Below are 25,422 nucleotides of genomic sequence, written 5' to 3'. Positions count from 1 at the left end.
TTGCTATAAAATTTTTCATTCAATAACCTTCAAGGATAATTCACGTAAATGCTTATCCTCCACCTTGGAAGGAGCACCCATTAGAACATCTTCACCTTGCTGGTTCATAGGAAAACAGATTACTTCACGAATATTTGGCTCATCAGCAAGCAGCATAACTATTCTATCAACTCCTGGTGCTATTCCACCATGAGGAGGAACACCAAATCTGAATGCACGTACAAGTGCACCGAATCTTGTATCAACTTCTCCCCGGCTATAACCTGCAATGGCAAAAGCTTTATACATGATATCCAGTTTGTTATTACGAATCGCCCCACTTGACAGTTCTATTCCATTGCAAACAAGATCATATTGGTAAGCAAGGATATCCAGTGGATTTTTGTCCTCTAAATCTTTCAGACCACCGTGTGGCATGGAGAATGGGTTATGAAAGAAATCGATTTTTTTACTTTTATCGTCATATACAAAATATGGAAAATCAATGATCCAACAAAACTTGAAGATATTATCATCTATAAGACTGAGTTCTGACCCTAAAAGAGTGCGTACTTTTCCTGCAATGTTTGCCGCCTCATTCTCTTTGTCAGAAGCAAAAAATACACTATCTCCTGGCTCTATGTTTGTTGCTTCTCTTATGTGGTTTAGCCTATTTTCATCAAGAAATTTAGCAATTGGGCCTTTCGCAGTTCCATCTTTATCAAACGTTATATATCCGAGACCCTTAGCACCGAATTCTTTTTGCGCATGTTCTATCTTTTTATCAAAGAAGCTGCGTGGTTCCTCTGCTGTTTTAGGTGCAGGGATGGCTCTCACTACCATACCACGCTCAATATTGCTTTTGAAAATATTGAACCCTGAATCACGAAAAATTTCTGTAACATCGCTGATTAATAGTGGATTGCGCAGATCTGGCTTATCAGAACCATATTTAAGCATTGCTTCTTTATATGTAATACGTGGAAAATCTTTATCAACAGACTTACGAGAAAATTTAGCAAACACTCTATATAAGGTAGACTCAATAATCTGAAAGATGTCTTCTTGAGTTACAAAAGACATTTCAAGATCTAGCTGATAAAACTCTCCCGGAGAACGGTCAGCCCTTGCGTCTTCATCACGAAAACACGGTGCAATTTGGAAATATTTATCAAACCCTGAAACCATGAGCAACTGTTTGAAAATCTGCGGAGCTTGTGGCAATGCATAGAACTTGCCAGGATTTAGCCTGCTTGGCACTAGGTAGTCGCGTGCTCCTTCAGGAGAGGAAGCAGTGAGTATTGGAGTTTGAATCTCTAAAAATCCTCGCTCTATCATGAGCTTGCGGAGCTCTGCAATAATTTGTGAGCGCAAAATAATATTGTTGCGGACTTTTTCACGTCTTAAGTCAAGAAATCGATATTTAAATCTCATGTTTTCTGGGTATTCTTGCTCGCCGGTAATGCTTGCCAATATACTTCTTTCTTCTTTTGCTATTTCTTCATCAAAGTGGAACTCAACTTCCGACTCAACGCGCAAATTGTTGACTATCACCTCGATTTCTCCGGTAGAAATAGAGCTGTTTACCGTATCTTCAGTTCTAGCTTCAACTATTCCTGTAACAGTAATTACACTCTCTAATTTTAAATTTGATATCTCATCAAAAAAGTCTTTGTCATTATTAAATACTAGCTGAGTGATTCCGTAGAAGTCTCTTAAATCAACAAAAATTAGGTTACCATGGTCGCGCTTACGATATAACCATCCAGAAAGGGTAACTTCCTTTTCTACGTCGTTCTTCCTCAGTTCATTGCACGTATGAGTTTTATAGCAGTTCATATTTGTTTTACTTCTAAATTCTTTAAGAAGTATAGAAATAAACCTTATTACATACAAGCCCGTTCGTCAGATATTTGCGCAATTTTCGAAATAGAGCAGTACTGCTTTTATATTGTCTTTACCCGCAAAAAAATTGCACAATTTCTATAATTATGGTATAATAGTAAGGGTATTTTTAATGAATTAGATACAGGAAATGCCACTTACACAGATCATATTATATAGCGTAACATTACTTGCTGTAGCTGCAGTATTTCTCTTTTTGAGAAAAATATACAAAAATCGCATTAGAAAAATCATATTTCCTAGAAAAGTTTTTAAAGAAGAGTGGGAAGAAGACAGAAAATTCAATGAATTGTATCAAAAAAACAAGCAAAAAGAATTGATGAAACAACAGGAAATACTGCGCGAGAAGCAAAAAGATGTGCAAGTTTATAAAGAAGATCCAGAAATAGTTGACATAGCAAAACCGGTAGGTAAATGGACAAAGATGGTTATGATGGGTAATGGTTTAATGAAGCGTTTTGCACAATTGATACATAGCGAAGGCGGACAGAAAGGATTTTGGGAGCTGTTTGTTAAAGCTCAGGCTTCAACTCAAGGTAAACATAAGGGGAAGGGCAGATAATCCATGCTTGAATGTGAAAATTTATCCTGCGCTCGTAATAATAAGGTACTATTTAAGAATCTCAGTTTTAAAGCTGAGCTAAAATCAAAGATTCTAATCACTGGTCCAAATGGTAGTGGTAAAACCAGCTTAATTAGAAGTTTATCTGGACTTTTACCGCCGGTATCAGGCAGTATAAAGCATTGTGGGAAAGACATATATGATGACCCAAAATCTTACATATCTTTTATGGTCTATATAGGGCATAAAAACGCCTGCAAGGACAGCTTAACTGTTGCTCAAAACATAGAATTCTGGGCAGGAATACGAAATACTAGGGAATTGATTATGGCAGCTATTTGTTGTTTGCAGTTGCAACCTGTACTTAATATTAGATATGGCGAACTTTCTGCAGGCTGGAAAAGGAGAGTTGCGCTTGCTCGCCTCTTGATTTCTAATGCAAACGTTTGGCTGATAGATGAACCATTTTGTAATCTTGATAGTGCAACGTGTGAATTAGTGCTGAACTTAATCTCAATACGCTCTGAGCAAAATGGTATAGTAATTATTACAGGGCATAGCTCTACAGAGCAATTGTGTGATTTTACAACGATTGATATACGCGATTTCAATAGACTTCTTGTATAGTTTTTGGCAACAACCGTTAGAAACGAAAAACTTCCTTGACAAGTTTCGCCAGTCCCCGTATCATGAAACTGAAGGTATTCAGTTATCTTCATCTGTGCAGATTAAACAGCAAGAAAACAACGTAGTTGGCGTCTTATTTTTAATTTTTTGCACTATGTGCACCTTATGTCTTCACAACATTTCTAGGTTTTTACCTATATAAGCTGAAACGCGCTTATAAGTCGTTTAAGACAGTATAGTACGCCAATTTGCAGGATTAGAGAGTGACAACTAGCTAACACGGGTTTTCTTTGCCTTTTTTTTCTGCTTAGTAAATTTCTTAAACATTCAAACTAAGGTGAGTTGCATTTAAAAGCAGCTAAATTGCAGTGTTTAAGACTTAAAAAACGCCAATACTGAAAATAGACAATGACTAGGGCTTCTTTTGCCTTTTTTTTTATTTGGTAAATTCCTTAATGTTTATGGCTAAACGACAACCGTCATACCGCTGCTTGTTAGCGGGATCTAGAGATACCGCGAATGAATCGCGGTATGACGGTTCGCGGTGGCATGACGATAAGCTCGTCATCCCGCTGCTTGTTAGCGGCTAAGGGATACCGCGAAGGGATACTGCGAATGAATCGCGGTATGACGGTTAATTATTCTGCGGCGGTATGACGTAGAGCTCGCGTTAGCTATACTTTTATACTCACCAACTCAGTATCCAATCTGGATCCAAGTAGTCAGCTACTTGGATGACACCCTGTTGAGGCTGCGCTTACACATTCCACTTTCTATGCTCACCAAACAAATTTGCTTACTCGCAGCAAAATTTTCTGGATCCAAGTAGTCAGCTACTCGGATGACATCTTTGTGTTTGAGGCAAAACCAGCTATAACATTTCTTCGCAAACAAATGTTCGTACAGTTGTGCGCGTGATGCTGGAATCTAGACAACAATTAGATCCTATTGTCAAGCAATAAGCTACATGTGCTATTTATTTAGTAGATTAAATATGAAGTTTAAAACTCTGCTATTGACTTCCTGTAGAACTAGTGAAAACCAAACTTGCTTAAAACCACTTAATTAGTTATAGTTATAAGTTTAGGTACAGTAAAATGACAGCTTTTGTCCCCTTGATTATTTTTTTAATCTTGTATCTTGGAAGTGGTGCTTATTTTTCTTTTATCGGAACTGATAATCCACTTCATCAGGTTTCACCAGTAATATGCTTGTTACCAGCACTATTTTTTGCTGTCTCACGTGGTACAAATAAAACTCAGCATAACATCGATACTGTTATCGAGGGCATGGGTGACAAAAATACCCTTACTATGTGTTTAATTTTTTTATTTTCTGGAGCATTTTCTGCAGTTACTCAATCAATTGGTAGCGCAGACACTGTTGCTAATTTAATTCTTAATTTCCTTCCAGCAAGATTACTGCTGCCTGGAGTATTTTTGGCTTCTGCTTTTATTTCAACTGCAATTGGCACATCTATGGGAGTTGTTGCGCTGATGGTACCTATAGCTGTTAATCTGGCAAAAAGTGGAGCTTTTGGTCTCGAAATAGGAACTGCAACTGTAGTAGGTGGTGCCGTGTTTGGCGATAACCTTTCGATGATATCTGATACCACCATTGCATCTGTTTCTTCACAGGAAGCTTCAGCAAAAGATAAACTTAAAATGAACTCTAAAGTTGCACTTATTGCCAGCATTATAACACTCATCTACCTAGCAGTTGCCTCAAATAGTACAAAAATTATTTCTATATCAAATTTAGATTATTATTCTATAATAAAAATTATTCCTTACATTTCTTTAATAATCATGGGGCTGCTTGAAGTCGCCACTTTAGTAACAATAACTATAAACATAATTATTGCTGGTGTGCTAGGAATAACTTTTTTTGACTATGCTATCATTCAATTTCCTCATGACGTGTATGACGGTTTCAAAAAAGTAAACGAAATAGTGATATTTGCTCTATTTATCGGTGGATTGAGCCATATAATGTACAAGCAAGGTCAAAAAGCGTTGCATAAACTCATCGATGAAAGCAATATCACAAAAACTAAAGCTGAATTTGTGATAGCAGGAATTGCGTCTATGTTTACTACCTTAGTTGCCAATAATACCATTGCTATTTTACTAAGTGGTGGCATTGCAAAAAGGCTTGCACAAAAACACAGTATTGCGCCACATCGCAGCGCATACTTATTAGATGTTTTTGCTTGTGCTACAAAAGGTATCTTACCTTATGGTTCCCAACTATTGCTAGCAGGTAGCATCGCCTCTGTATCACCTATTTCTTTATTAACACAGGTATATTATTGCTTTATTCTAGCGGCAGTTACAATAGGCGAAATAATCATCAACAGCAGAAAAGAGAAACATTGTGCGGCTGCAACTTAGAGTTTCTCTTTTTTTACCCATAAGGAACGGAATTACTTGACACCCTTCGCCAACCCCCTTATCATGAAACTGAAGCTATTTATTTATCTTCGCAATCTGTGCAGGTTAATGACAAAAAACTTAGGGTATTTGGCGTCTCATGTTTAATTTTTCGCACTACGTGCATCGCATGTCTTTAAAAATTTTTAGGTTTTTATCTATATAAGCCGAAACGCGCTTACAAAGCGTTTAAGACAGCAAAAAACGTCAAATTGACAAGGGAGAATTTGAATGCTAGCTACTACGGGGTTTCTTTGCCTTTTTTCCTGCTTAGTAAATTTCTTAAACACTTGCGGTGTAGGTTAGTTGCAAGTTAAAAGCAGCTAAATCGCTCTTAATCAAGCGTTTTAGAATAAAAAAACGCCGGTATTTTAGTACATGGTAAATAGCCAACCACCACGGGGCTTCTTTTGCCTTTTTTTTTATTTGGTAAATTTCTTAAACATTTATAGTTGCAATTTAAGAGCCCGTAAAGGGTGTCATTCCAGTGCCCCTGTGATGTATTCCAGTGCTTGACACTGGAATACAGTTTTCCATATAATCTCATCGAAAATGTTGTAACCACTTTCCATGCTAGTTTGCTTGTTCACAAGCAAACTTTTCTGGATCCCAGTGTCTGGGCACTGGGATGACAAGAGAAGGTACTAGCCTGACACCCTGACAACCGTCATCCCGCTGCTTGTTAGCGGGATCTATGCTAATGCCCTTTTATTCTTTCAATTATGTTATTTCCATTTAAATCTGTCTGTTCCGCAACTTCAGTGAATACAGTTGAATACTCCCTAAAACTGATCGTCATAACTTTACCCTACTTTGAATAATATTTTGATCATTACATATTGTAACAAAAAAAAATCAACTCATTTCTTCTAACGGCTCTATATTAAAGATAGAAAGTCCAGAAGCAATGACGTGTGCTAAGGCTTGGACAAGTTGCAGCGGTGAGATCTTTCTTATATTTTTAATTGTGTAATCTTCTGTGTTTGTAAATGTTTTTTCTATACCCCACTGCAGTAATAAGTACTTTACGTTCTGAATGATTTATGATGTAAATTATACGGTAGTTGCTAACCCTTATCCTATATTGCCCTCTAAAGCTATGACATAAAGGCTTTCCTAGATTAAAAGGATCAACTGTAAGGCGTTTCTTTATGGCCTCCTGAACCATTAATTTAATCTTTGCCGGAAGAGCTGGAATTTCTTTTTCAATAACATTTTTTAAGAATTTTATAGTGTAAGTTTTATTTCCAGATGTTTTCATCATCCTCTACTTCTTCTTCACCTTCAGAGAGGCGATCGTCAGCTATTTTGGATAGCTCTACATCTTCTTCGAACTCTTCTTCCACTAAATCTACTAAAACTTCAGGAATAGTTTTATTTTGAGTCTCTGCCATTTCTGTAAGATACTGAGCCAATTTACTGTCAAAACTTACATTAACATTGAGCTTTTTTTGACTGTGAGCCATATATTAACCAGAAAATACTACTATAAACTATAACATTTTTACTTAATTTTGTCAACTTCTCTATTCGTTGAAAAAACAATCTTGCATAAAAAAATCAACTCATCTCTTCCAAAGGCTCTATATTGAAGATAGAAAGTCCAGAAGCGATGACGTGTGCTAAGGCCTGCACGAGAAACATTCTTGCAGCGGTGAGGTTTAAGTTGTCTTCCAGTATGAAACGCATGTTTAAATCACTCTTGCCATACCCCCATAAAACGTGAAACGCTTCTGCAACTTCAAGTAAGTAGAAAGTAATTCTGTGTGGCTCACAAAGCCTTGCTGCAATTTCTACCACATCTGGCCACTTTGCTAAGGTTTTTATGAGGAAGAGCTCTCCACCTGTCCTTAAAAGTGAAGGATCTGCTGTTGGGAGCTCTTTTGGAGCATTACGCATTAACGAATGAGCACGAGCATGCGCATATTGCACGTAAAAAATAGGGTTGTCTTTTGACTGTTCTTTAACTTTAGCAAAATCAAAGTCCAAGACCATATCATTCTTGCGTGTTAGCATTATAAAACGAGTTATGTCCCTGCCAACTTCTTCCACTACATCTCTTGCTGTTAGGAAGTTTCCTGATCTTTTGGACATCTTAACAGGTTTGCCGTTCTCGAAAAAATTCACAATATTATGCAGTTTTACCTCTATTTTTGCTTGATCATCACTGAGCGCAGAGACGACTGCTTTGAGTCTTTTGACATAACCGCCGTGGTCACTACCAAGCTCTACGATCATATTGTTAAAACCACGCGATATCTTATCAAAATGGTAAGCGATATCCGAGGCAAAATAAGTCCAACTGCCGTCCTCTTTCTTCAATGCACGGTCAACGTCATCACCAAATTTTGTAGAGCGAAATAGCATCTCTTTTCTGGAAGTCCAATTTTCGCTTTCTTTGCCTTTTGGTTTCTCCAGATACCCTTCATACACTAGACCCTTGTCAGACAATATCTTTATACTCTCTTCAATTTTGCCACTTTTTTGTAGCTCATACTCTGAAGTAAAAACATCATGATGTACTCCAAGTAAGTTCATGTCTTCCTTTATGATTTCTAAGATAGAACTTAAAGTATAGTCTCTAATCACTTGATTATCTTGCTTTTCTAGAAGCTCTGCGCCATATTTTTTGGCCAGCCCAGTCCCTATTGGTTTTAAATATTCACCTGGGTATAAACCTTTTTCGATGCTGATTTTTTCTCCCAGAGCTTCCTTATACCGCAAATATACTGACCGAATTAGCGTATCTATCTGCGCTCCAGCATCATTAATATAGTATTCCTTAGTAACTTTATAACCAACTTTTTTCAATAAATTTGCCAGAACGTCACCAAATACTGCCCCTCTTGCATGACCAATATGCAGTGGACCAGTTGGATTTGCAGATACAAATTCAACATTAATGGCCTGATTGTTCCCTATATCTAGGGTGCCAAACTCTGTTTTTAGCTCATTTATTTGTTTTAAAATCCCATGCCATACTTTTATTTTTAAGTGTATGTTGATGAAACCAGGGCCCGCTATTTCCACTTTTGCAACTTCATCAAAAAGTTCAAATTCTTTGGCTAAAACCTCTGCAATTTCAATGGGATTCTTCTTTTCATGCTTTGCGAGCACCATAGCAACGTTTGTGTAAATGTCTCCATGTGCTCTGTTACTTGGGGGTTCTACGATAAAGTTTGTTGTATCTGTATTTATAATACCCCTTTGCTTCAACTCGTTTAATTTACTCAAAATTAAGGAAGAAGCCCTTTTGAAAATGTTCATCAACTAGAAAAACTATGAAAACCTCCAACAATATAGCGAATAAGTGGGGCTAGTTGAAGGTTTATCTTAACTATTTTATCTTCCTGGATCAGAGTTTATATTAAGTCGTTGCCGTAACCATGGTAAGAGAAAGCCATACCTTCACTGTAACCATCATTACCAGCATCAGGCTCTTCAACATCATCAGTTACTACCTGATCTTCAGTTGTGATTTTATCCTTGATCGTCTCATCTACACCCTCATCACTATAAGAAAATTTGTTAGTATATGAATAGCGATTATTGATTTTATCACTATAGTTATGTTTTAACATAGAGACCCCCTATACAGTCAAAATTGGAATTACATTAAGATAGAACAAGCTATGAATATAACGTGAATGAAAGAAACTACAGATCACGAAATTTCCGGATAACTATGGAACCATTATAAAATAATAAAATTAAAAATTTAATAATTTTAATTATAAATCTAGCATATCAACTAACGGTATGATTTAAATTTTCTTTCAATTCCACTGTATCTTCGCCAGTTTTGCATACAGCCCGTCTTTACTCATTAGAGAGTCATGAGTTCCTACTTCTTCTACTTTTCCATGATTAATTACTATAATCTTGTCAGTCTTGAGTGCGGTTGATAGCCTGTGTGTAATTACGATTGTTGTTCTGTTTTGCATTAACTTGCTCAATGCTTTTTGCACGAGGTTCTCACTTTTGTAATCAAGGGCAGAGGTTGCTTCATCCAGTATTAAAACCTGAGGATTGTTGAGTATGGCCCTTGCTATTACAATACGTTGTTTTTGTCCTTCAGAAAGTTTTAATCCTCTTTTTCCTACAAATGTATCAAATTTATCAGGCAGCTTATCAATAAATTCCATTGCATAAGCGCTGATGGCTGCTTGCTTTACTTCCTCATATTCGGCACCTGGTTTGCCATATAGTATATTTTCCATTATTGAGCAAGAGAATATCATGTGATCTTGTGGCACTAAGCCAAACAACGATCTGAGGTCATTTAGCGCAATTGACTTAATGTTGTGCCCATCGATAGTAATGCTACCTTTGTTTGGATCATGAAAACGGAGCAGAAGCTTTAAAATGGTGCTTTTACCACTGCCAGATGGTCCAACAATTGATACTGCTTGACCTGCCTCTATAGAAAATGATACGTTATCTAATGCTGGCTTATCAGCATAAAAAAATGTTACACCATTAAACGAAATTCCCTTTTGAACACTACAAATTTTTATAGGATCATCGGGATCTGCTATAGAGCTTTTCATATTTTTAAATTCAAATAAACGCTCTACTATTCCAAGACCTCGTTGTAAATCACTGATATTATCGCTCAAATTATTTATAGCTCCTGCCGCAAGCGCTGAATAAAACACAAATGAGGAGAGTTCTCCAATAGTTATATTATTGCTTAAGACTTCTTTAATACCAAAAAAGAGCAAAACAACTAGTGAACCTATCACACACGTGATAACTAGAGTTACTAAAATAGCACGCAAGAGTACTAATTTTACGTATGATTTTGATACTGAGTTTAAATGTTCCTTAAAACGGATTTTTTCGTTTTCCTCGAGTACAAACGATTTGATAGTCACTATAGATCTAAAATTTTCCTCACTAAATGACGCAAGCTCACTTAATTTATCCTGAGCAAAGCGTGCATAGCTACGCACTTTTTTTCCAAGTGAGGTCATGATAATGAGTAGTATAGGTATTATTGCGGCTGCATACGCAGTTAGTTGTATATTTGTATATAATAACATAGCAACACTGCCAATCAGAATCACAAAATTTCGTAATATGGTTAGTAAGCTGCTGTTTATTATTGATTGCAGCACAGAGGTATCAGTAATTAACGCTGAGATAACATCTTGTACGCCTGTGTTCTCAAAGAAACTTGGTTGCAAGTTAGTGATACTGCTATATAAGTCATATCTGATTCTTGCGATAACTTTCTCGCTGCCAATGCCAATGAAATATAACCGAGTAAATGCAGTGAGAGAAATGGCTAAAACTATAAGTATTGCAACTAATAGTTTGGTAGTAAAATCGTGCTCTGTGCCAGAATCAATTATATTGCTTAAGCCTCTGCCAAAGAGGAGGATCGTTAAGGCTGAAAATAAAACTGCAATAAAAGCTATGACAAAATAGGATAGATTAGGCTTTATATAGTAAAATAACTGCCTAATATTAGATCGCATCTTATTTTAAAGTTTCTAAAGTTAAGTATATAGATTTTAGTTTCAGGGGAAAGGGGAAAGGTGTAGTATGAAGCAATTTAGGTTCTGCAGCTGTTATAGTCCACCAAGAAAGGGTAGTAGCCCGCAGAAACGAAAAACTTGCTTGACAAACTCCGCCAGTCCTCTTATCATGGTATTGAAGGTATTCAGTTATCTTCATCTGTGCAGATTAAACAGCAAGAAAACAACGTAGTTGGCGTCTTATTTTTAATTTTTTGCACTATGTGCACCTTATGTCTTCACAACATTTCTAGGTTTTTACCTATATAAGCTGAAACGCGCTTATAAGTCGTTTAAGACAGTATAGTACGCCAATTTGCAGGATTAGAGAGTGACAACTAGCTAACACGGGGTTTCTTTTGCCTTTTTTTCTGCTTAGTAAATTTCTTAAACATTTAAACTAAGGTGAGTTGCATTTAAAAGCAGCTAAATTGCAGTGTTTAAGACTTAAAAAACGCCAATACTGAAAATAGACAATGACTAGGGCTTCTTTTGCCTTTTTTTCCGTTTGGTAAATTTCTTAAGTATTTATGGCTAAACGACAATCATCATCCCGCTACGTGTTAGCGGGATCTATGTTAAGGTATGACGGTTAAGTAAGGGATCTATGTTAAGAGATACCGCGGCGGTATGACGGTTCGTGGCGGCGTGACGATAACCTCGTCATCCCGCTACGTGTTAGCGCCACGGCGGTATAGCTATACTTAAAAATATGGTTGAATAGTTGTTAATAATAGTGTATAATTATTAATCTTTTCTCAGTATTTTTACTATGGCTCTTTCTAAATTTCTCGATCCAAAGTTAGATTTAACATTTAAGAAAATCTTTGGCACTGAAAAAAATAAGAATATTCTTATCCATTTTTTAAACGATATTTTAGGATGTACTGAAGTCAACACTATACAAGAAGTAGAATTCTTAAGCACCATTATGGACCCTGAAATTGCTTCTGATAAACAAAGCATTGTTGATGTTCTCTGCAGAGATTCTAGTGGGAACAGGTATATAATTGAGATGCAGCTCGCTCGTGATAAAGGCTTTGAAAAACGCGCACAACTTTATGCTGCTAAGGCTTACTCAAGACAAGCTGATAAATCTGGTAAATACGTTGATTTAAAGAAGATTTTCTTTATCGCGATTTCAAATTGTACCTTATTCCCTGATAAGCTTGACTATATATCTAGCCATACCATAAGAGATGAAAAAACCAATGAGCATGACTTAAAAGATTTTCAATTTATCTTCATAGAGCTGCCAAAATTTCCTAAGAGTAGAGAAGAACAACTAGAAAGTGTAGTAGACCGTTGGCTATTTTTTTTCAAATATGCAGATGAAACAACGGACGAAGATCTCAGAAAAATTGCGGAAAAATCACCAATAATAAAGCTAGCATATGATGAATTAGATAAGTTTCACTGGAATGAAAAAGATCTAATAACTTATGAAGAAAGAATAATGGATCTGCGCAAAGAAGAAGCCATTCTTGAATACAGACTTGATCTTGCTAAAGAGGAAGGTAGAAAAGAGAGGGAAATTGAAGTCGCAAAGAATCTACTTAAAGCAGGTGTTTCTTTTAATATTATAGCTCAAACTACTGGTCTTTCTATGAGTGAGATCAAAGAATTGCAGAATTAAGTGTGAATGGTTACGAAAAATATAAGTTTTTGCGATAAACGACATAGTGATGTATTTGTTGTTCAGCATGTCAGTGGAATATTTTCTGGTATCTGTTCAGATGCATGGCTAATGCTGAAACAAAAATTCCAGTGCTCCTTTTTTTGTCATCCCAGTGTCAGCTACTTGCATGACACCCATTTGTTCCTATAGTTGCTTTTCTCGTCTACCTTATTTTGCCACTCATCTGAACAGATACCCATTTTGGAGGGATACCAATAATAGTTGTGAGCGGTACAAGTTTAGTCCATATACCTTCCAAGCATAACACGCTCACGAAACTTTAATGCGATAGCTTGGTTTCTACTGAAAGACAGCATTATGCCAAGTGCGATGCTCGAAGATAAAAGAGAAGAACCACCATAGCTAAGTAACGGCAGGGTTATGCCGGTGGTTGGAAAAACACTCAATGTTACCCCTATGTTTATTATGAATTGTGTGATGAATTGAATTGAGATACCGAGAATCACCAACAGATTAAATAATTCATTTTCCCTATATGCAATGTAAAGCAAGCGGGCGGAAATGATGCCAAATAACATCAATGTGGCTAAGCACGTAATCAAACCAAATTCTTCTGCTAAAACAGAAAACACAAAATCTGTATGGCAATCAGGAAGAGAGGCTTTTACGCTACCTTCACCAGGCCCAACTCCAGTTAATTGACCTCTTTTGAATGCTTCTAATGATTTTGTGACTTGAAAGTTATCGCGCTGCGTAAAAAAGACAAAATTGTAAATCCTTTGCTTTATATGTGGGAGGCATAAGTAAGCTATTGTAGTTCCAGTTGTGGCCATTCCTATTATGCATAGAAAGTATAAAAATGGTATACATGCAATAAACATTTGACCGATAAAAGAATATGTTAAAAGCATAGACATACTGAAATCAGGTTGCAAAAGTAACAACACAAAAACTAACAGAAATATTATGATTGATATGTGTATTTTAAACTTCATTTCGCTGGCCAAGATACTAGCTATAACAACAGAAAAAAATGGCCTTACGAACTCAGATGGTTGAACTGAAATTTTGACAATATGTAACCATCGTTTCGCACCTTTTACCTCTATACCAAGTATTATCGCAATTGCTACTAGAATAGTAAATAAAATGAAACCTGCGAACGAGAGGTTAAGTATAGTTCTTGTGTTGAGAAAAGAAAATGTCACCAAGGTAATTAGTGACAGGACTATATAAATTGTGTGACGCCGTATAAAATAATCTTGTGGTAAAGAAAGACGCTGCGCAATTACAGGGCTTGCTGAATAAACAAGAATGAAGCTTATAGTGAGCAAAAAAAACACTGGAAGGATGAGATAATAATCCAGCGTTCTATACCAGAGTTTAATATTCATTTTGTTCCAATGTGTAATGCCACTATTCCATAGCTCATATTATGAAACTCAACATTCTTAAAACCTACCTCTTCAATCTCCATTTTAAAATCAGCCTGAGTTGGAAATTCTCTGATGCTCTTCACTAAATATTCATAAGAACTCTTGTCTTTAGCAACTATGCTGCCAATTTTAGGAATTACTTTAAATGAATATAAGTCATAAAGTTTGGTAAATATCTCATTTTGATAGTGCATAGGGGCAAATTCTAAGCAGATAAATTTTCCATGTGGTTTTAATACCCTGTGCGCCTCATTTAAAGCCTTCTTACGGTCAGAAACATTTCGAATGCCAAAAGCTATTGTGCAATAATCAAATTCGGAGTCTTCAAATGGTAAACTTTCTGCGTTCGCACATACCCAATCAAAATTAATTTGGTTTGAATTTATAGCTTTATCACGTCCTCTGCTTAGCATGTTTTGATTTATATCGCATACTGTAACCTTAGCACTTGGCTCTTTTCTTACTACTCTTATTGCTATATCTCCAGTTCCTCCAGCAACATCTAAAACCTTAGAGTTTTTTGTAAAATGCACACTATTTACCATCCTATCTTTCCATAATCTGTGCATTCCGAGGCTCATTATATCATTCATGGTGTCATAGCGATTTGCCACGGAGTCGAATACCTCTTTAACTAATTGTGATTTCTTCTCGATTTTTATAGTAGACATTACGTAAAAACTCCTTTATAATTAGTAAAAATTAATTTGAATTAACACAAATGTCAACGACAGGCCTTGAGCCTGTTAAAATCTTCTTCAGCGTGGTATGATGACCGAGTTAGTGGGCTTGATGCAACCACTAGGAACCCTTTGGAGTAAGCGATATATTTATAATGCTCAAACTCTTCTGGGGTAACATATCTATCAAGTTTTGCATGTTTTGGAGTTGGTTGTAGATATTGACCAATTGTAATAAAATCAACCTCAGCACTGCGCAAATCGTCCATAACCTGAAATATTTCCTCTTTTGTTTCTCCAAGACCAACCATAAGCCCCGACTTTGTGAAAACTTTAGGATTAATCTGCTTTACCATCTTCAGCAAATATAGTGAATGAAAATAGCGAGCTCGTGGTCTTATTTTTGCATACAATCTCGGCACTGTTTCAATATTGTGGTTATAGACATCAGGTGATGCAACAGCGATTGCTTCAAATGCTCCTTTCTTATTTAAAAAATCAGGAGTTAAAATCTCTATTGTTGTTTCTGAAGTTATCTTTCTAATTTCTTCTATGCACTGTATAAACTGATTTGCGCCACCATCTGGCAAATCATCACGATCAACGGAAGTAATGACAACATGTTTTAAGTTTAACTTTTTTATCGCTTTTGCTAAATTTTCTGGCTCATGAGGGTCTAGTTTATCAGGAATGCCAGTTGCAACGTTGCAAAATGCACAAGCACGAGTGCAAACAGAACCAAGAATCATCACAGTAGCATGACGTTTATTCCAACATTCACCAATATTTGGACATGCAGCCTCTTCGCACACTGTATGCAAGTTATGCAGTTTAACGATGTTTAAGGTCTCATTGAATACTTCACCGGTCGGAGCTTTTGCTCTGAGCCATGGAGGCTTACTATGCATCTGAAACTGCTAACTCTACCTCTTGCTTTACTAAAACTTTTTTCAACCTTCTTTTTATCTTCTGCGCTTTCTCACTTAGTTTAATCGTTCTTGTGTTGAGCAAAAAAGCATCTAAATCACCTTTGTAATCTATAGTTCTCAAAGTTCTTGTTGCCACACGAAATCTAAACTTTTTATTCAATATATCACTTGTTAACGTAACCTTATGTAAATTTAAAAGAAAGGTACGCTTTGTTTTACGATTCGAATGTGATACCTTATTACCAAAAGATTTTTTTCTATTTGTTAATTCACAAACTCTACTCACTTCAATATACCAAATTATTCTATGTACTTAGATTACCTTATATAGTCAAATAGTCAATACTCTCTTGCTTAATTTTTATACCATATACTGCTTTATAACCAAAAAATATCGTAATTTTTTCTATTATAAGAGAAATCATATGCTGAATTTCCAATGCTTTGCTGCCATTTGTTACTACCAGATGCAACACACCCGAATTTATATTCTGTGCATATGAGATCTTTTTCGGTTTTGTACACTCTGCTATTTCTTTCCCTACTATATTTCGCCAGTTTAAAATAAGACGTATTTCATTTTTACTAATCTTATTTTTCATGCATTTTAATGCATAGTTTTCAATTATAGACTTTAATTTTTTTGGACCGCTACGTTTGAGCATTTTTCTGTTTTTTTAGTAGGTAGATAATATAAAAGTATACATATAACTTGAGATTTTGTCATTACTGCTACATGTTTGTGAGATACCGTGACGGTATGACCATAATCGTCACTCCGCAACGCATATTGCATAGTCGTCATTCCGCGGCGTGTTCGCGGAATCTAGCTCTGGTCACGCTACTTAGATGACAACCTGCTAACTGCTTTACAAACCTCTAGCCTCACACCGTAAAAGCAGTATTTTTATGCAAAACTTATCTCAACGTAGGACTTGTCAAGATCGTTCCATTCAAAAATTTTTGTTTTGCCTCATAATTAACCTTATAGCTGTTTTAATTGTAATTAGTTAAATTATTATTAACTTGCCAGGCTAGATCCAAAAAATAGCATAATCAATATGCAAATTGTAATAGAAATCACGTTTGCGTATGGTTTATTGCTATGCGGTTAATCTTTCCTCAATCCAAGCTGCTTGAATAGCTTCGAGTATTTTTTCGTTACAGCGTTTTTCATCATCATCAAATTCCTCTAAACTCAAGACCTTTTTTTTAAGCTCAGTGAATCTGATACTAATTATATTCTCATTTGGAAATTTTTCCTCCAGAGCTTCCACAATATCTTCTATATCAAGCCATTTCATACTTTTTTGTATTTATCTGCTAAGTTAAATTGGTGCCCATGGGGAGACTTGAACTCCCAAGGTCGCAAAACCCACGGATTTTAAGTCCGCTGCGTCTACCGATTCCGCCACACGGGCTTTTTTTATCTATCTAGAGTAAAACTCTACTACTAAATTGACTTCCATGTCTGCTGAATAAGGAACCTCAGAATATTGAGGTGACCTCAAATACTTCACTGAATGCTCTTTACTATCTGCTTCTAAATAATCCGGAGCCTTGCGCTCTTGTTTTTGTTCAGCCTCTACTACTACAGGGATTTTTGCTGCCCTTTCTCTTATTTTTATTATATCACCTGGCTTCACTCGATAACTCGATATGTTAACCACCTTATCATTAACTGTAACGTGCTTGTGAGATATGAGCTGCTTTGCTGAGTAAATTGTTGGAACAAGACCAGAGTGGTATAAAACAGAACTTAATCTCGATTCTAAGATACCGATAAAATTATCAGCCGTATAACCCTTTCTGTTATAAGCATCTAAAAATGTACGTCTGAGCTGCTTACTTGAAATCGCATAGTAAAACTTAAATTTCTTATGCGCAGCAAACTGCTTACCAAAGTCGGATAACTTCTTGAATCCAAGAATACCATGTTGACCTGGAGGGTATTTCCTTTTGTTTACTGGGTCTTTAGCTCTACCCCATAAATTTACACCAAGTCTACGGCTAATCCTATACTTTCTAGTGATAACAGTTGTCATATAAAAACTCTCACGATTTAACTTTAGATTATTAAGGATTTTAGCACTCAGTGTCAACTTGTTTTTGCTGATATAATCTTTTATACTTCATTTTTAAGTTTTTCTATTAACACATGAATCATTCACATTTAAAATCTATGGCAAACGCCATCCGTTTTTTATCAATTGATGCAGTACAAAAAGCAAACTCTGGACACCCAGGTATGCCACTTGGCATGGCAGATGTTGCAACTGTTTTGTTTGCTAAATATCTGAATCATAATCCTGATGATTCTAAATGGTTCAATAGAGATCGCTTTGTTTTATCAAACGGTCATGGGTCAATGTTACTATATTCAATATTATATTTGACAGGTTATATCGGTATAGATGAGCTAAAAAACTTTAGGCAAATGAGATCCAAGACCCCAGGTCATCCAGAGTTTGGCTTGACTTCCGGAGTAGAGGCAACAACAGGCCCGCTCGGTCAGGGGTTTGCCACTGCTGTTGGCATGGCACTTGCTGAATCGATTCTTAAAGAACAATTTGGAGATAGCTTAATTAATCACTACACTTACGTGATGCTAGGGGATGGCTGTCTTATGGAAGGAATAAGCCATGAAGCAGCATCACTTGCTGGGCATCTTAAATTGAATAAGCTTATAGCTCTTTTTGATGATAATGATATTTCTATAGATGGCGCTACTTGCCTTTCCTGTTCTGACGATGTAGAGAAACGCTTCTTAGCGTATGGATGGAATGTTGACAAAATTGATGGCCATGATTTTGATGCCATATCCCTTGCAATAGAGCAAGCAAAAAAGTCTGATAAACCTACAATGATCTGCTGCAAAACTATTATCGGAAAATTTTCAAGCCGTGCTGGCACATCCTCTGCTCACAGTGGTGCTTTTTCGGAGGAAGACATAAAACAGATGAGAGAGAAATTAAACTGGAATTATGAACCATTCCATGTACCAGAAGATGTGAAAAATGCCTGGAAGAAAACTGTTGAGAGAGCAAAACAAAACTACACGATGTCATTCCAGCGCGTGACCAGGAAAGAAGAAAAAGAATGGATCCCAGTGTCAAGCACTGGGATGACAGAAGAGAATGCTGGGATGACAGGGTATCATGCAGAACTTCAAAGACGGTTAGATAAACATCTACCAGATAATATCGCTGGTGTTTTAGCTGACCTGAAGAAACAAATATGTGAGCTAATGCCAAACGAAGCTACTCGATCTTCTTTCGGCAGAGTAATGGAACTTTTAACTGAGTCTATGCCGGAATTAATCGGCGGTTCTGCTGATCTTACTGGGTCAAATTGCACTAAATATAAGCACATGCAGGTAATAAATAGCAATAATTATAGTGGCTCTTATGTCCACTATGGAGTGAGAGAGCACGCTATGGCAGCTTGTATGAATGGTATGGCACTTCACGGCGCGATTCTTCCTTATGGCGGCACTTTTTTGGTATTTTCCGACTATTGTCGTCCTGCTATACGTCTTTCAGCTCTGATGAAGCAGCAGGTTATGTATGTCATGACTCACGACTCAATTGGAGTGGGAGAAGATGGCCCAACTCATCAGCCAATAGAGCATTTAGCCTCTTTGCGTGCTATACCAAATCTATATGTTTTTAGGCCAGCCGATGCAGTTGAAACTCTAGAGTGTGTTAGCATTGCACTCGAAAAAAAAGAATCACCTGCACTGTTTGCGCTCTCAAGGCAAAACGTAAGTTACATGCGCAAGTTCTACTCTGATATCGATCAATCTGCTAATTTATCGAAGTTTGGTGCATATATTTTGTGTGAATGTTCAAAAGAATTAAAAGTGACGATATTTGCTACGGGGTCCGAGGTTGAAATTGCAGTTGAAGCAAGGGAGAAATTGCAGGAAAAGGGTATAGGTACAAGGATTGTTTCTATGCCATGCTGGAGGCTTTTTGACGAGCAAAGCGATGAATATAAAGCGGCAATATTAAATAATGACAGCATTAAAGTTGCAATTGAAGCCGGAAGTGAAATGGGTTGGCATAAATACATAGGTTCAAACGGTATATTTATTGGCATGAAAAGCTTCGGAGAATCAGCACCTTATAAAACACTCTATGAGCATTTTAATATCAGTGCTGATCACGTAGTAAAATGTGTGTGTGAGAAACTGGTTTATATTCAGTAGACTTCTTGCATAACCATATGAAAGCCCACTCTTCTTTGTCATTCCAGCGCGTGACGTTATTTCCATCCAAGATGGTGTCATTCCAGTGCTCCTTTTTTTGTCATCCCAGTGCGTGACACTGGGATCTAGCCTTTATTATTTGGTTGAAATTAAGTCTTCTGGATCCCAATGTCAGCTACTTTCATGACATCATCATAAAGTAAAATGAGATCCCAGTGTCAAGCACTGGGATGACACCTTTTCCGGTAGAAGATCACTATCAAATCACATTGCTCTGGTCATTATGATCACCATTATTTTGTTCAACTGATTGATCGACCCCAGGTGAAGAAGAATCATCATAAGGTTGTGTGTCAGACTTTTCTTCGTCAGACCCAAACAACCATGAAAAAAAACCACCAAAAAATGATGCAACTAATGAAAAAGGCTTCATAAGTATACTAAACAAACTACCAAAAAAAGAGCTCGGCTGTTCTTCTGTTTGTGCAGGTTCTGTGGAAGCAACAGGACCTACATCGTTGTCTTGTACATCAGTTCCTTGTTCTGCACTGGTGGTGCTGGTTTGTCCTCCCTTATTTTGTGTAGATCCAGTAGGTTGACTACCGTTGCTTACACCAGTTCCTTGTTCTGCACTGGTGGTGCTGGTTTTTTCCCCTTCTTTGCTATTATCTGATTGTAGTTCAGTATCATCACCTACTCGTTTTTCTTCCTCTTGACCCCCTTCACTATCTGTCGATGATCCACCCGCTGAACCATCATCAGATTTTTCTGCTGGTTGCAATAGAGTTTTTATTCCTTCATCAGTGGCTAATTTGAAAGGAGTATTTCCATCTTCATTTTCTATATTAACATCTGCTCCTTTTTCTATTAAGAATTTTACTGTTTCCGCAGAGGCGTTTGCTGGACGATATGCATAACCCATAAACATTTTATTTTTTGTAGTAAAATGTAAAGGAGTCCATAGATCGTTATCTTGTATATTAACATTCGCTCCTTTTTCTAATAAAAGTTCTGCTATATCCGTATAACCTTCTCTAGCAGCCCAATGCAAAAGAGTATGTCCATATGAATCTACTGCATCAGCATTTGCTCCCTTGTTTAATAAAGCTTTAACTATATCTTTATGGCTACTATTGTAATTATATTCCATCATACTCTGAAGAAGTGATTCCATTACTGTATCAACCTTTGCTCCACTATTTAATAAAACTTCAGTTGCATCTTTATGACCATAGAAAGCAGCTTTAAACAAAGGAACCATTCCATTTTTATCTGCTATATTAACATCTGCTCCTGCTTTTATTAGGGCGTCTACTATTTCTTTATGGCCACTTGCAGCAGCTTCAAATAAAGGAACCATTCCTTCTTTATCTGCTATATTAACATCTGCTCCTGCTTTTATTAGGGCGTCTACTATTTCTTTATGGCCACTTGCAGCAGCTTCATGTAAAGGAGTTTTTCCATTGCTGTCTATTGAATTAACGTTTACTTTTTTACTTAATAGAATTTAAACTTCCTTATAATTATCACTTTTAACGGCTGAATACAAAGCTTCGATATCCTTTTGCGTTTCTTCTAGAATTTTTACTATATGTTGCCTGCCTTGTTGAGAGGCAAGCTTTAAAGGAATGCTGTCAGTATTATCTAGTGGAGTAACACAAATTCCTTTTGCTTCTAATAGAACTGTTACTATTTTCTTATCGTAACTTTTAGCAGCTTCATGTAAAGCAGTCCTTCCATTTTCATTTGCTATATTAACATTGATCCCTTTTGCTTCTAATAGAGCTTCTATTATACTTGTATCGAGTGGTTGCGTTTTGTTGGCTTTTTCAACAGCAACATGTAAAAGAGCGCGTCCATTTTCAGACTGTGCATTAACATCTGCTTTGTTATCAATTAAAAGCGAGACCATATCTTTGTCTCCTTTGACAATAGCATGCCGTAAAGGAGTAAATCTGTTTCCATCTAAAGCATTAACATCTGCTCCTTCACTTATTAGACGCTTTAATCCATCAATATCACCTCTTTTAACAGCCTCAAATAAAGCAGCATTTTGTGGAACTTGGCTTTCTTCTTCATCATTTTGCAATACTGGACTAGCATCATCAGATTCTTCTGCGGGTTGCAATAGAGTTTTTATTCCGTCATCACCGGCTAAATTTAAGGGAGTATTTTCCCCTTCATCTTTTGCATTAACATTTGCCCCTTTTTCCAATAGATCTTTTACTATCTCTGCATGGCCATTTTCAGCAGCCCGATGTAAAGGAGTCTTTCCATTTTGATCTGTTATATTAACACTTGCCCCTTTGTCCAATAGGGCTTCTACTACCTCTTTATGGCCATGTGCAGCAGCAAAATGTAAAGGAGTACCTTCATATTTATCTTGTGCATTAACATCGATCCCATTTACTTTCAGTAGGGCTTCTACTACTTCTTGATGGCCCTCTTCAGCAGCCCTATGTAAAGGAGTGCTGTTATGTTCATCTATTGCATTAACATTTGCCCTATTATTTAGTAAAACTTCTACTACCTCTTTACGGCCCTCTTCAGCAGCTCGATGTAGAGGAGTCATATTTGCAAATCCTACTGCATTAACATTTGCCCCATTATCCAATAGATCTTTTACTATCTCTGCATAGCCATTTCCAGCAGCATAATGTAAAAGAGTGTTGTTATGTACATCTACTGCATTAACATCTGCTCCTTCACTTATTAGACGGTTTACTGCATCAATATCACCTCTTTCAACAGCCTTAAAAAAATTATCTCTACTTTGTGAACTACTCATCCTACACCTCTTTGTAAAACTATATTGTTATAATAAAGCCGTTAATAATCTATGAGCTCTCACCCCCTGTAAAATTATATTATCATGATAAAGTCATTAATAACCCATGAGCTCTGGATCACGCAAATAATGGTTATTCCCTGTGTTTTTCAGTACATTTGAGCTGGCTGTACATAAGAATTGCAATTGTAGAGCATGCTATTGTTAATAGTAAATTTGGTAAAATACCATAGCGAAAAAATTTTCCTACTATATATATTCCAATAGCCCCAAACATCATATTGCAGAATGAGAGAACTGCACTACCAAGCCCTATACCTTTGATCGTTTCTAAAGCAGCAGTTACGTTATTGCTTATTATTAATGCAAGTCCGATATTGGCTGGAATCCAGGCGACTTGAAGAATTAATATATTCAACTTGTCCGCGAAATAAAAATATACCAATAAACTATCGGATATTATCGGTAACACCAAACCTATTATTAGCATTTTGCTAACCCCTACTTTTGGTACATACCTTCTATTAATTAAAGTTCCAATTATGTAGAATATGACTATGATCGATATGAGGTAGCCAAAATACTGTACTTCAATGCCCATCGATTCAAATATGAACGGGTAGTTAGCAATGTATGCCCAAAGCCACATGAAAGTTAATCCATGAATGGCTGAAAACCCAAGGAAACGATAATTTCTAAATATTGATATATATTGCTTGAAGATATTAGTAGTTATGTTAGTTATACTGGTTTCATTTTTATTTACAGTGAGTGTTTCTTGTAACTTAAAGTAGATAAAAATAAGTATAGCAATTGCTGCAAGTGATATAATAAAAAACAAAAATTTCCAATGATACCCATGTGAAATTATATAACTGCCCACCACTGGAGCTATTCCAGGTGAGAGTGCCACAACCATATTTAATTTTGAAATGACTCTCGAGTATTCACTACCCGAGTACATATCCCTTATTGCTGCATACCCAACAACACCTGCAACACCAGCCCCTGTTCCTTGTATGAAGCGAATTAGTATCAAGAGCGCAATGCTGTCGGCTATATAACACATGACACTTGCCAAAGTAAAAATTGTCATACCAATCAGCATCATTGGACGCCTACCATAATGGTCCGATAATGGACCATAAATTAATCCAGACACCGCAAATCCAACTAGATTCAAGCTAATTGTAAGCTGCACTACACTGCCTTCTACTTTAAAATAATTGGCAATGCTTGGTAGTGCAACTGAGTATAGGTCAGTTGCCATATCGACAATTGCTACAGACAATATCATAATAAGAGAGATGATATTTTGCGAAAGAGCTGTTTTCACTTAATGATTTATTGGTAAATATACTTAATTATAATGTATTTTTTTCATTAGTATAAGTACAATGTTACATAGTAAACGATGTCATTCGAGTAGCGGACACTGAAATCTTAAGCTAAAATCATGAAAAGCACGAATTTCAATATCTTACCTTTGATTATTCACTTTAAGCTTTAAGTCTTCAACAGAAGATGCATTTGCCTCACTTACTACCTTTAGTGGTTCACCAAGGCTATGTTCCACTTTTGTCTCAAATTTAAAGCCCAATTTTTCGCAAAGCTTCTGAAAATATTCAACAATAACATCAAACAAATTCTTACCACTTACTTTGTAGTTTTTTAGCTCTTTAGGAATGGTAAGAAGTATAGCATTTCTCATAATAGTCCGAACAGGTCATAGGAAGGCAGAATCAACAGCACGACGAAAGGATTCGAATAGAGGAATGTTTTTCCTGGCTCTGTTTTTTATAGCAAACCAATGATGCTCAATTTTGTTGAAATCTGGAGAATAAGGCGGCAGATACAAAATTTCTGCACCAACCCCTTTAGCAAGCTCGATAATCTTATCAGACTTATGAAAAGTAGCATTGTCAAGAATGACAGTCTGTCCAGGTTCCAAGATCGGTGTCAAAAATTGCTCAAACCATCCATTAAAAACATCCATATTACAGTGGCCTTCAAAGGTTAACGGAACAACTATCTTTCTTCCACTTAAGGCTGCAACCATACTGATTCGTTGAGTTTTCTTTCCAGATTTTAAGGCATAAAACCGCTGTCCTTTCTGGCAATATCCGTAGGGGTAGTCTTCGGTGTTATCAATGCCAGACTCATCTATATACACTAAGTTTTTAGGTTCTTTTGTCGCTATAATTTTCAAAAATTCAGCACGTTTTTCTTCGTTTCTTTCCTTGTATCCATATGTCTTTTTTTGCGCGTAAATCCAATTTTTTTAAGGGCTCGATAGATCGTTTGGATACTAACGTTGTTCCAAAGTTTAGCCATTTCCGATAGAGTCTTTCCTCCGTGTTCTCTGGCAAATTTGGCAAAGGTATCCCAGTCGGTAATTTTGTGATTGTAACCCCCATTTCCAAGTTTTTTTGATTGAAAGTCTCCTGTTTCTTTTCTTCTTTGCTGCCACTCCCATAAAGTAGTTCTTCCAATCTTAAATCTTGCTGCCACTGTTTCTCTGCTTTCTCCTTCGTCTAGCGCTTCCATTGCTTTTTTTCTTAAATCATAACTATATGCTGCTGGCATTCAACCTCCTTATCATCATCTACCCTTATCCTATCACATCCGGACTTTTATGGAAAGAGCTATACATCTTCGTTTATGCGATAGTCAAAGCCAGCTTTTAATTGACCTGCGGGTCTTATTGACGGTT

The 25,422-nt window shown here is 36.6% G+C and carries 22 protein-coding genes, 1 tRNA gene and 1 pseudogene; 5 read left to right on the top strand and 19 right to left on the bottom strand.

All coding sequences use genetic code 11. The features are described from left to right. Positions 1-15 precede the first annotated feature (15 nt). Positions 16-1,818 (bottom strand): aspartate--tRNA ligase, encoded by a 1,803-nt coding sequence (aspS, locus tag ACQH2Q_RS01580; RefSeq protein WP_007548818.1) that lies wholly within the window; start codon positions 1,816-1,818, stop codon positions 16-18. A gap of 196 nt (positions 1,819-2,014) precedes the next feature. Between aspS and ACQH2Q_RS01575 the strand changes: the two genes are divergently transcribed. The 3 genes from ACQH2Q_RS01575 to ACQH2Q_RS01565 all read left to right on the top strand — a co-directional run bounded on the left by ACQH2Q_RS01575 (position 2,015) and on the right by ACQH2Q_RS01565 (position 5,466). Continuing rightward, a complete protein-coding gene (locus ACQH2Q_RS01575; protein ID WP_338481519.1) occupies positions 2,015-2,446 on the top strand; it encodes a hypothetical protein in 432 nt (143 codons plus the stop codon). Between the two features lie 3 nt (positions 2,447-2,449). Further along, positions 2,450-3,073: a heme ABC exporter ATP-binding protein CcmA gene (ccmA, locus tag ACQH2Q_RS01570; protein WP_182309299.1), complete on the top strand. Its 624-nt coding sequence runs from the start codon at positions 2,450-2,452 to the stop codon at positions 3,071-3,073. A gap of 1,097 nt (positions 3,074-4,170) precedes the next feature. Beyond that, complete coding sequence (locus ACQH2Q_RS01565; RefSeq protein ID WP_264339364.1) at positions 4,171-5,466, top strand: Na+/H+ antiporter NhaC family protein; 1,296 nt, start codon at positions 4,171-4,173, stop codon at positions 5,464-5,466. 1,000 nt (positions 5,467-6,466) lie between these two features. Here ACQH2Q_RS01565 and ACQH2Q_RS01560 read toward each other — a convergent pair. From ACQH2Q_RS01560 to ACQH2Q_RS01540, 5 genes are all read right to left on the bottom strand, one after another. Continuing rightward, entirely contained in the window at positions 6,467-6,769 is a 303-nt protein-coding gene (locus tag ACQH2Q_RS01560) for a type II toxin-antitoxin system RelE family toxin (protein ID WP_233395579.1), read from the bottom strand. Further along, positions 6,747-6,971, bottom strand: coding sequence for a hypothetical protein (locus tag ACQH2Q_RS01555; protein ID WP_010962565.1), 225 nt, complete (start codon positions 6,969-6,971; stop codon positions 6,747-6,749). Before ACQH2Q_RS01555 ends, ACQH2Q_RS01560 begins: the two co-directional genes overlap by 23 nt. A 94-nt stretch (positions 6,972-7,065) precedes the next feature. After that, positions 7,066-8,772, bottom strand: a complete 1,707-nt coding sequence (argS, locus tag ACQH2Q_RS01550) for an arginine--tRNA ligase (protein ID WP_425383533.1) — start codon at positions 8,770-8,772, stop codon at positions 7,066-7,068. Positions 8,773-8,867: 95 nt separating this feature from the next. After that, a complete protein-coding gene (locus ACQH2Q_RS01545) occupies positions 8,868-9,086 on the bottom strand; it encodes a hypothetical protein (RefSeq protein WP_010962563.1) in 219 nt (72 codons plus the stop codon). Positions 9,087-9,281: 195 nt separating this feature from the next. Continuing rightward, positions 9,282-10,988 (bottom strand): ABC transporter ATP-binding protein, encoded by a 1,707-nt coding sequence (locus tag ACQH2Q_RS01540; protein WP_338481526.1) that lies wholly within the window; start codon positions 10,986-10,988, stop codon positions 9,282-9,284. 811 nt (positions 10,989-11,799) lie between these two features. On the opposite strand from ACQH2Q_RS01540, the gene ACQH2Q_RS01535 reads away from it, so the two are divergent. Beyond that, positions 11,800-12,663, top strand: coding sequence for an Rpn family recombination-promoting nuclease/putative transposase (locus tag ACQH2Q_RS01535; RefSeq protein WP_264339357.1), 864 nt, complete (start codon positions 11,800-11,802; stop codon positions 12,661-12,663). A 281-nt stretch (positions 12,664-12,944) separates the two neighbouring features. Here ACQH2Q_RS01535 and ACQH2Q_RS01530 read toward each other — a convergent pair whose 3' ends face one another. The 8 genes from ACQH2Q_RS01530 to rpsD all read right to left on the bottom strand — a co-directional run bounded on the left by ACQH2Q_RS01530 (position 12,945) and on the right by rpsD (position 17,756). After that, complete coding sequence (locus ACQH2Q_RS01530; RefSeq protein ID WP_264339356.1) at positions 12,945-14,060, bottom strand: FtsW/RodA/SpoVE family cell cycle protein; 1,116 nt, start codon at positions 14,058-14,060, stop codon at positions 12,945-12,947. After that, complete coding sequence (gene ubiE, locus ACQH2Q_RS01525; RefSeq protein ID WP_264339354.1) at positions 14,057-14,773, bottom strand: bifunctional demethylmenaquinone methyltransferase/2-methoxy-6-polyprenyl-1,4-benzoquinol methylase UbiE; 717 nt, start codon at positions 14,771-14,773, stop codon at positions 14,057-14,059. Before ubiE ends, ACQH2Q_RS01530 begins: the two co-directional genes overlap by 4 nt. Before the next feature lie 53 nt (positions 14,774-14,826). Continuing rightward, on the bottom strand, positions 14,827-15,690 hold the full coding sequence (gene lipA, locus ACQH2Q_RS01520; RefSeq protein ID WP_264339352.1) for a lipoyl synthase: 864 nt from the start codon (positions 15,688-15,690) through the stop codon (positions 14,827-14,829). Continuing rightward, on the bottom strand, positions 15,683-15,997 hold the full coding sequence (gene rpmB / locus ACQH2Q_RS01515) for a 50S ribosomal protein L28 (RefSeq protein WP_006279619.1): 315 nt from the start codon (positions 15,995-15,997) through the stop codon (positions 15,683-15,685). The genes lipA and rpmB overlap by 8 nt, the downstream gene beginning before the upstream one ends. Before the next feature lie 37 nt (positions 15,998-16,034). Next, positions 16,035-16,376, bottom strand: coding sequence for a DUF721 domain-containing protein (locus tag ACQH2Q_RS01510; RefSeq protein ID WP_010082513.1), 342 nt, complete (start codon positions 16,374-16,376; stop codon positions 16,035-16,037). Between the two features lie 438 nt (positions 16,377-16,814). Then, positions 16,815-17,015 (bottom strand): Fe-S cluster assembly protein IscX, encoded by a 201-nt coding sequence (gene iscX / locus ACQH2Q_RS01505; RefSeq protein WP_007552114.1) that lies wholly within the window; start codon positions 17,013-17,015, stop codon positions 16,815-16,817. Positions 17,016-17,045: 30 nt separating this feature from the next. Beyond that, positions 17,046-17,132 (bottom strand) — tRNA-Leu (locus tag ACQH2Q_RS01500). 9 nt (positions 17,133-17,141) lie between these two features. After that, entirely contained in the window at positions 17,142-17,756 is a 615-nt protein-coding gene (gene rpsD, locus ACQH2Q_RS01495) for a 30S ribosomal protein S4 (protein WP_010962555.1), read from the bottom strand. A 113-nt stretch (positions 17,757-17,869) separates the two neighbouring features. Here rpsD and tkt point away from each other — a divergent pair, with 113 nt between their 5' ends. Further along, the gene (tkt, locus tag ACQH2Q_RS01490) at positions 17,870-19,921 is read left to right on the top strand and encodes a transketolase (protein ID WP_338481528.1); all 2,052 of its coding nucleotides are present in this window, start codon (positions 17,870-17,872) and stop codon (positions 19,919-19,921) included. A gap of 259 nt (positions 19,922-20,180) precedes the next feature. On the opposite strand, the gene ACQH2Q_RS01485 is transcribed toward tkt, so the two are convergent. The 5 genes and pseudogenes from ACQH2Q_RS01485 to ACQH2Q_RS01465 form a co-directional block, all read right to left on the bottom strand. Beyond that, positions 20,181-21,395 carry an ankyrin repeat domain-containing protein gene (locus ACQH2Q_RS01485; RefSeq protein ID WP_425383605.1) on the bottom strand — a complete coding sequence of 405 codons (1,215 nt, stop codon included), beginning with the start codon at positions 21,393-21,395 and terminating at the stop codon, positions 20,181-20,183. Positions 21,396-21,428: 33 nt separating this feature from the next. Next, the gene (locus tag ACQH2Q_RS01480) at positions 21,429-22,709 is read right to left on the bottom strand and encodes an ankyrin repeat domain-containing protein (RefSeq protein ID WP_264339347.1); all 1,281 of its coding nucleotides are present in this window, start codon (positions 22,707-22,709) and stop codon (positions 21,429-21,431) included. A 133-nt stretch (positions 22,710-22,842) separates the two neighbouring features. Further along, complete coding sequence (locus ACQH2Q_RS01475; RefSeq protein ID WP_425383532.1) at positions 22,843-24,006, bottom strand: multidrug effflux MFS transporter; 1,164 nt, start codon at positions 24,004-24,006, stop codon at positions 22,843-22,845. Positions 24,007-24,189: 183 nt separating this feature from the next. Further along, positions 24,190-24,408: pseudogene (locus ACQH2Q_RS01470) on the bottom strand (hypothetical protein); the annotation flags it as partial. Between the two features lie 27 nt (positions 24,409-24,435). Then, positions 24,436-25,295, bottom strand: a protein-coding gene (locus ACQH2Q_RS01465) for an IS630 family transposase (protein ID WP_264705388.1) whose coding sequence is annotated in 2 segments (ribosomal slippage) — positions 24,436-24,971 and positions 24,971-25,295 — 861 coding nt in all. Because the reading frame shifts where the segments join, the coding sequence is not laid out codon by codon here. Positions 25,296-25,422: the final 127 nt, after the last annotated feature.

Source organism: Wolbachia endosymbiont (group A) of Melieria omissa, assembly GCF_964031125.1.
Classification (GTDB): domain Bacteria; phylum Pseudomonadota; class Alphaproteobacteria; order Rickettsiales; family Anaplasmataceae; genus Wolbachia; species Wolbachia pipientis.
This window is presented reverse-complemented; position numbering and strand designations above follow the sequence as displayed.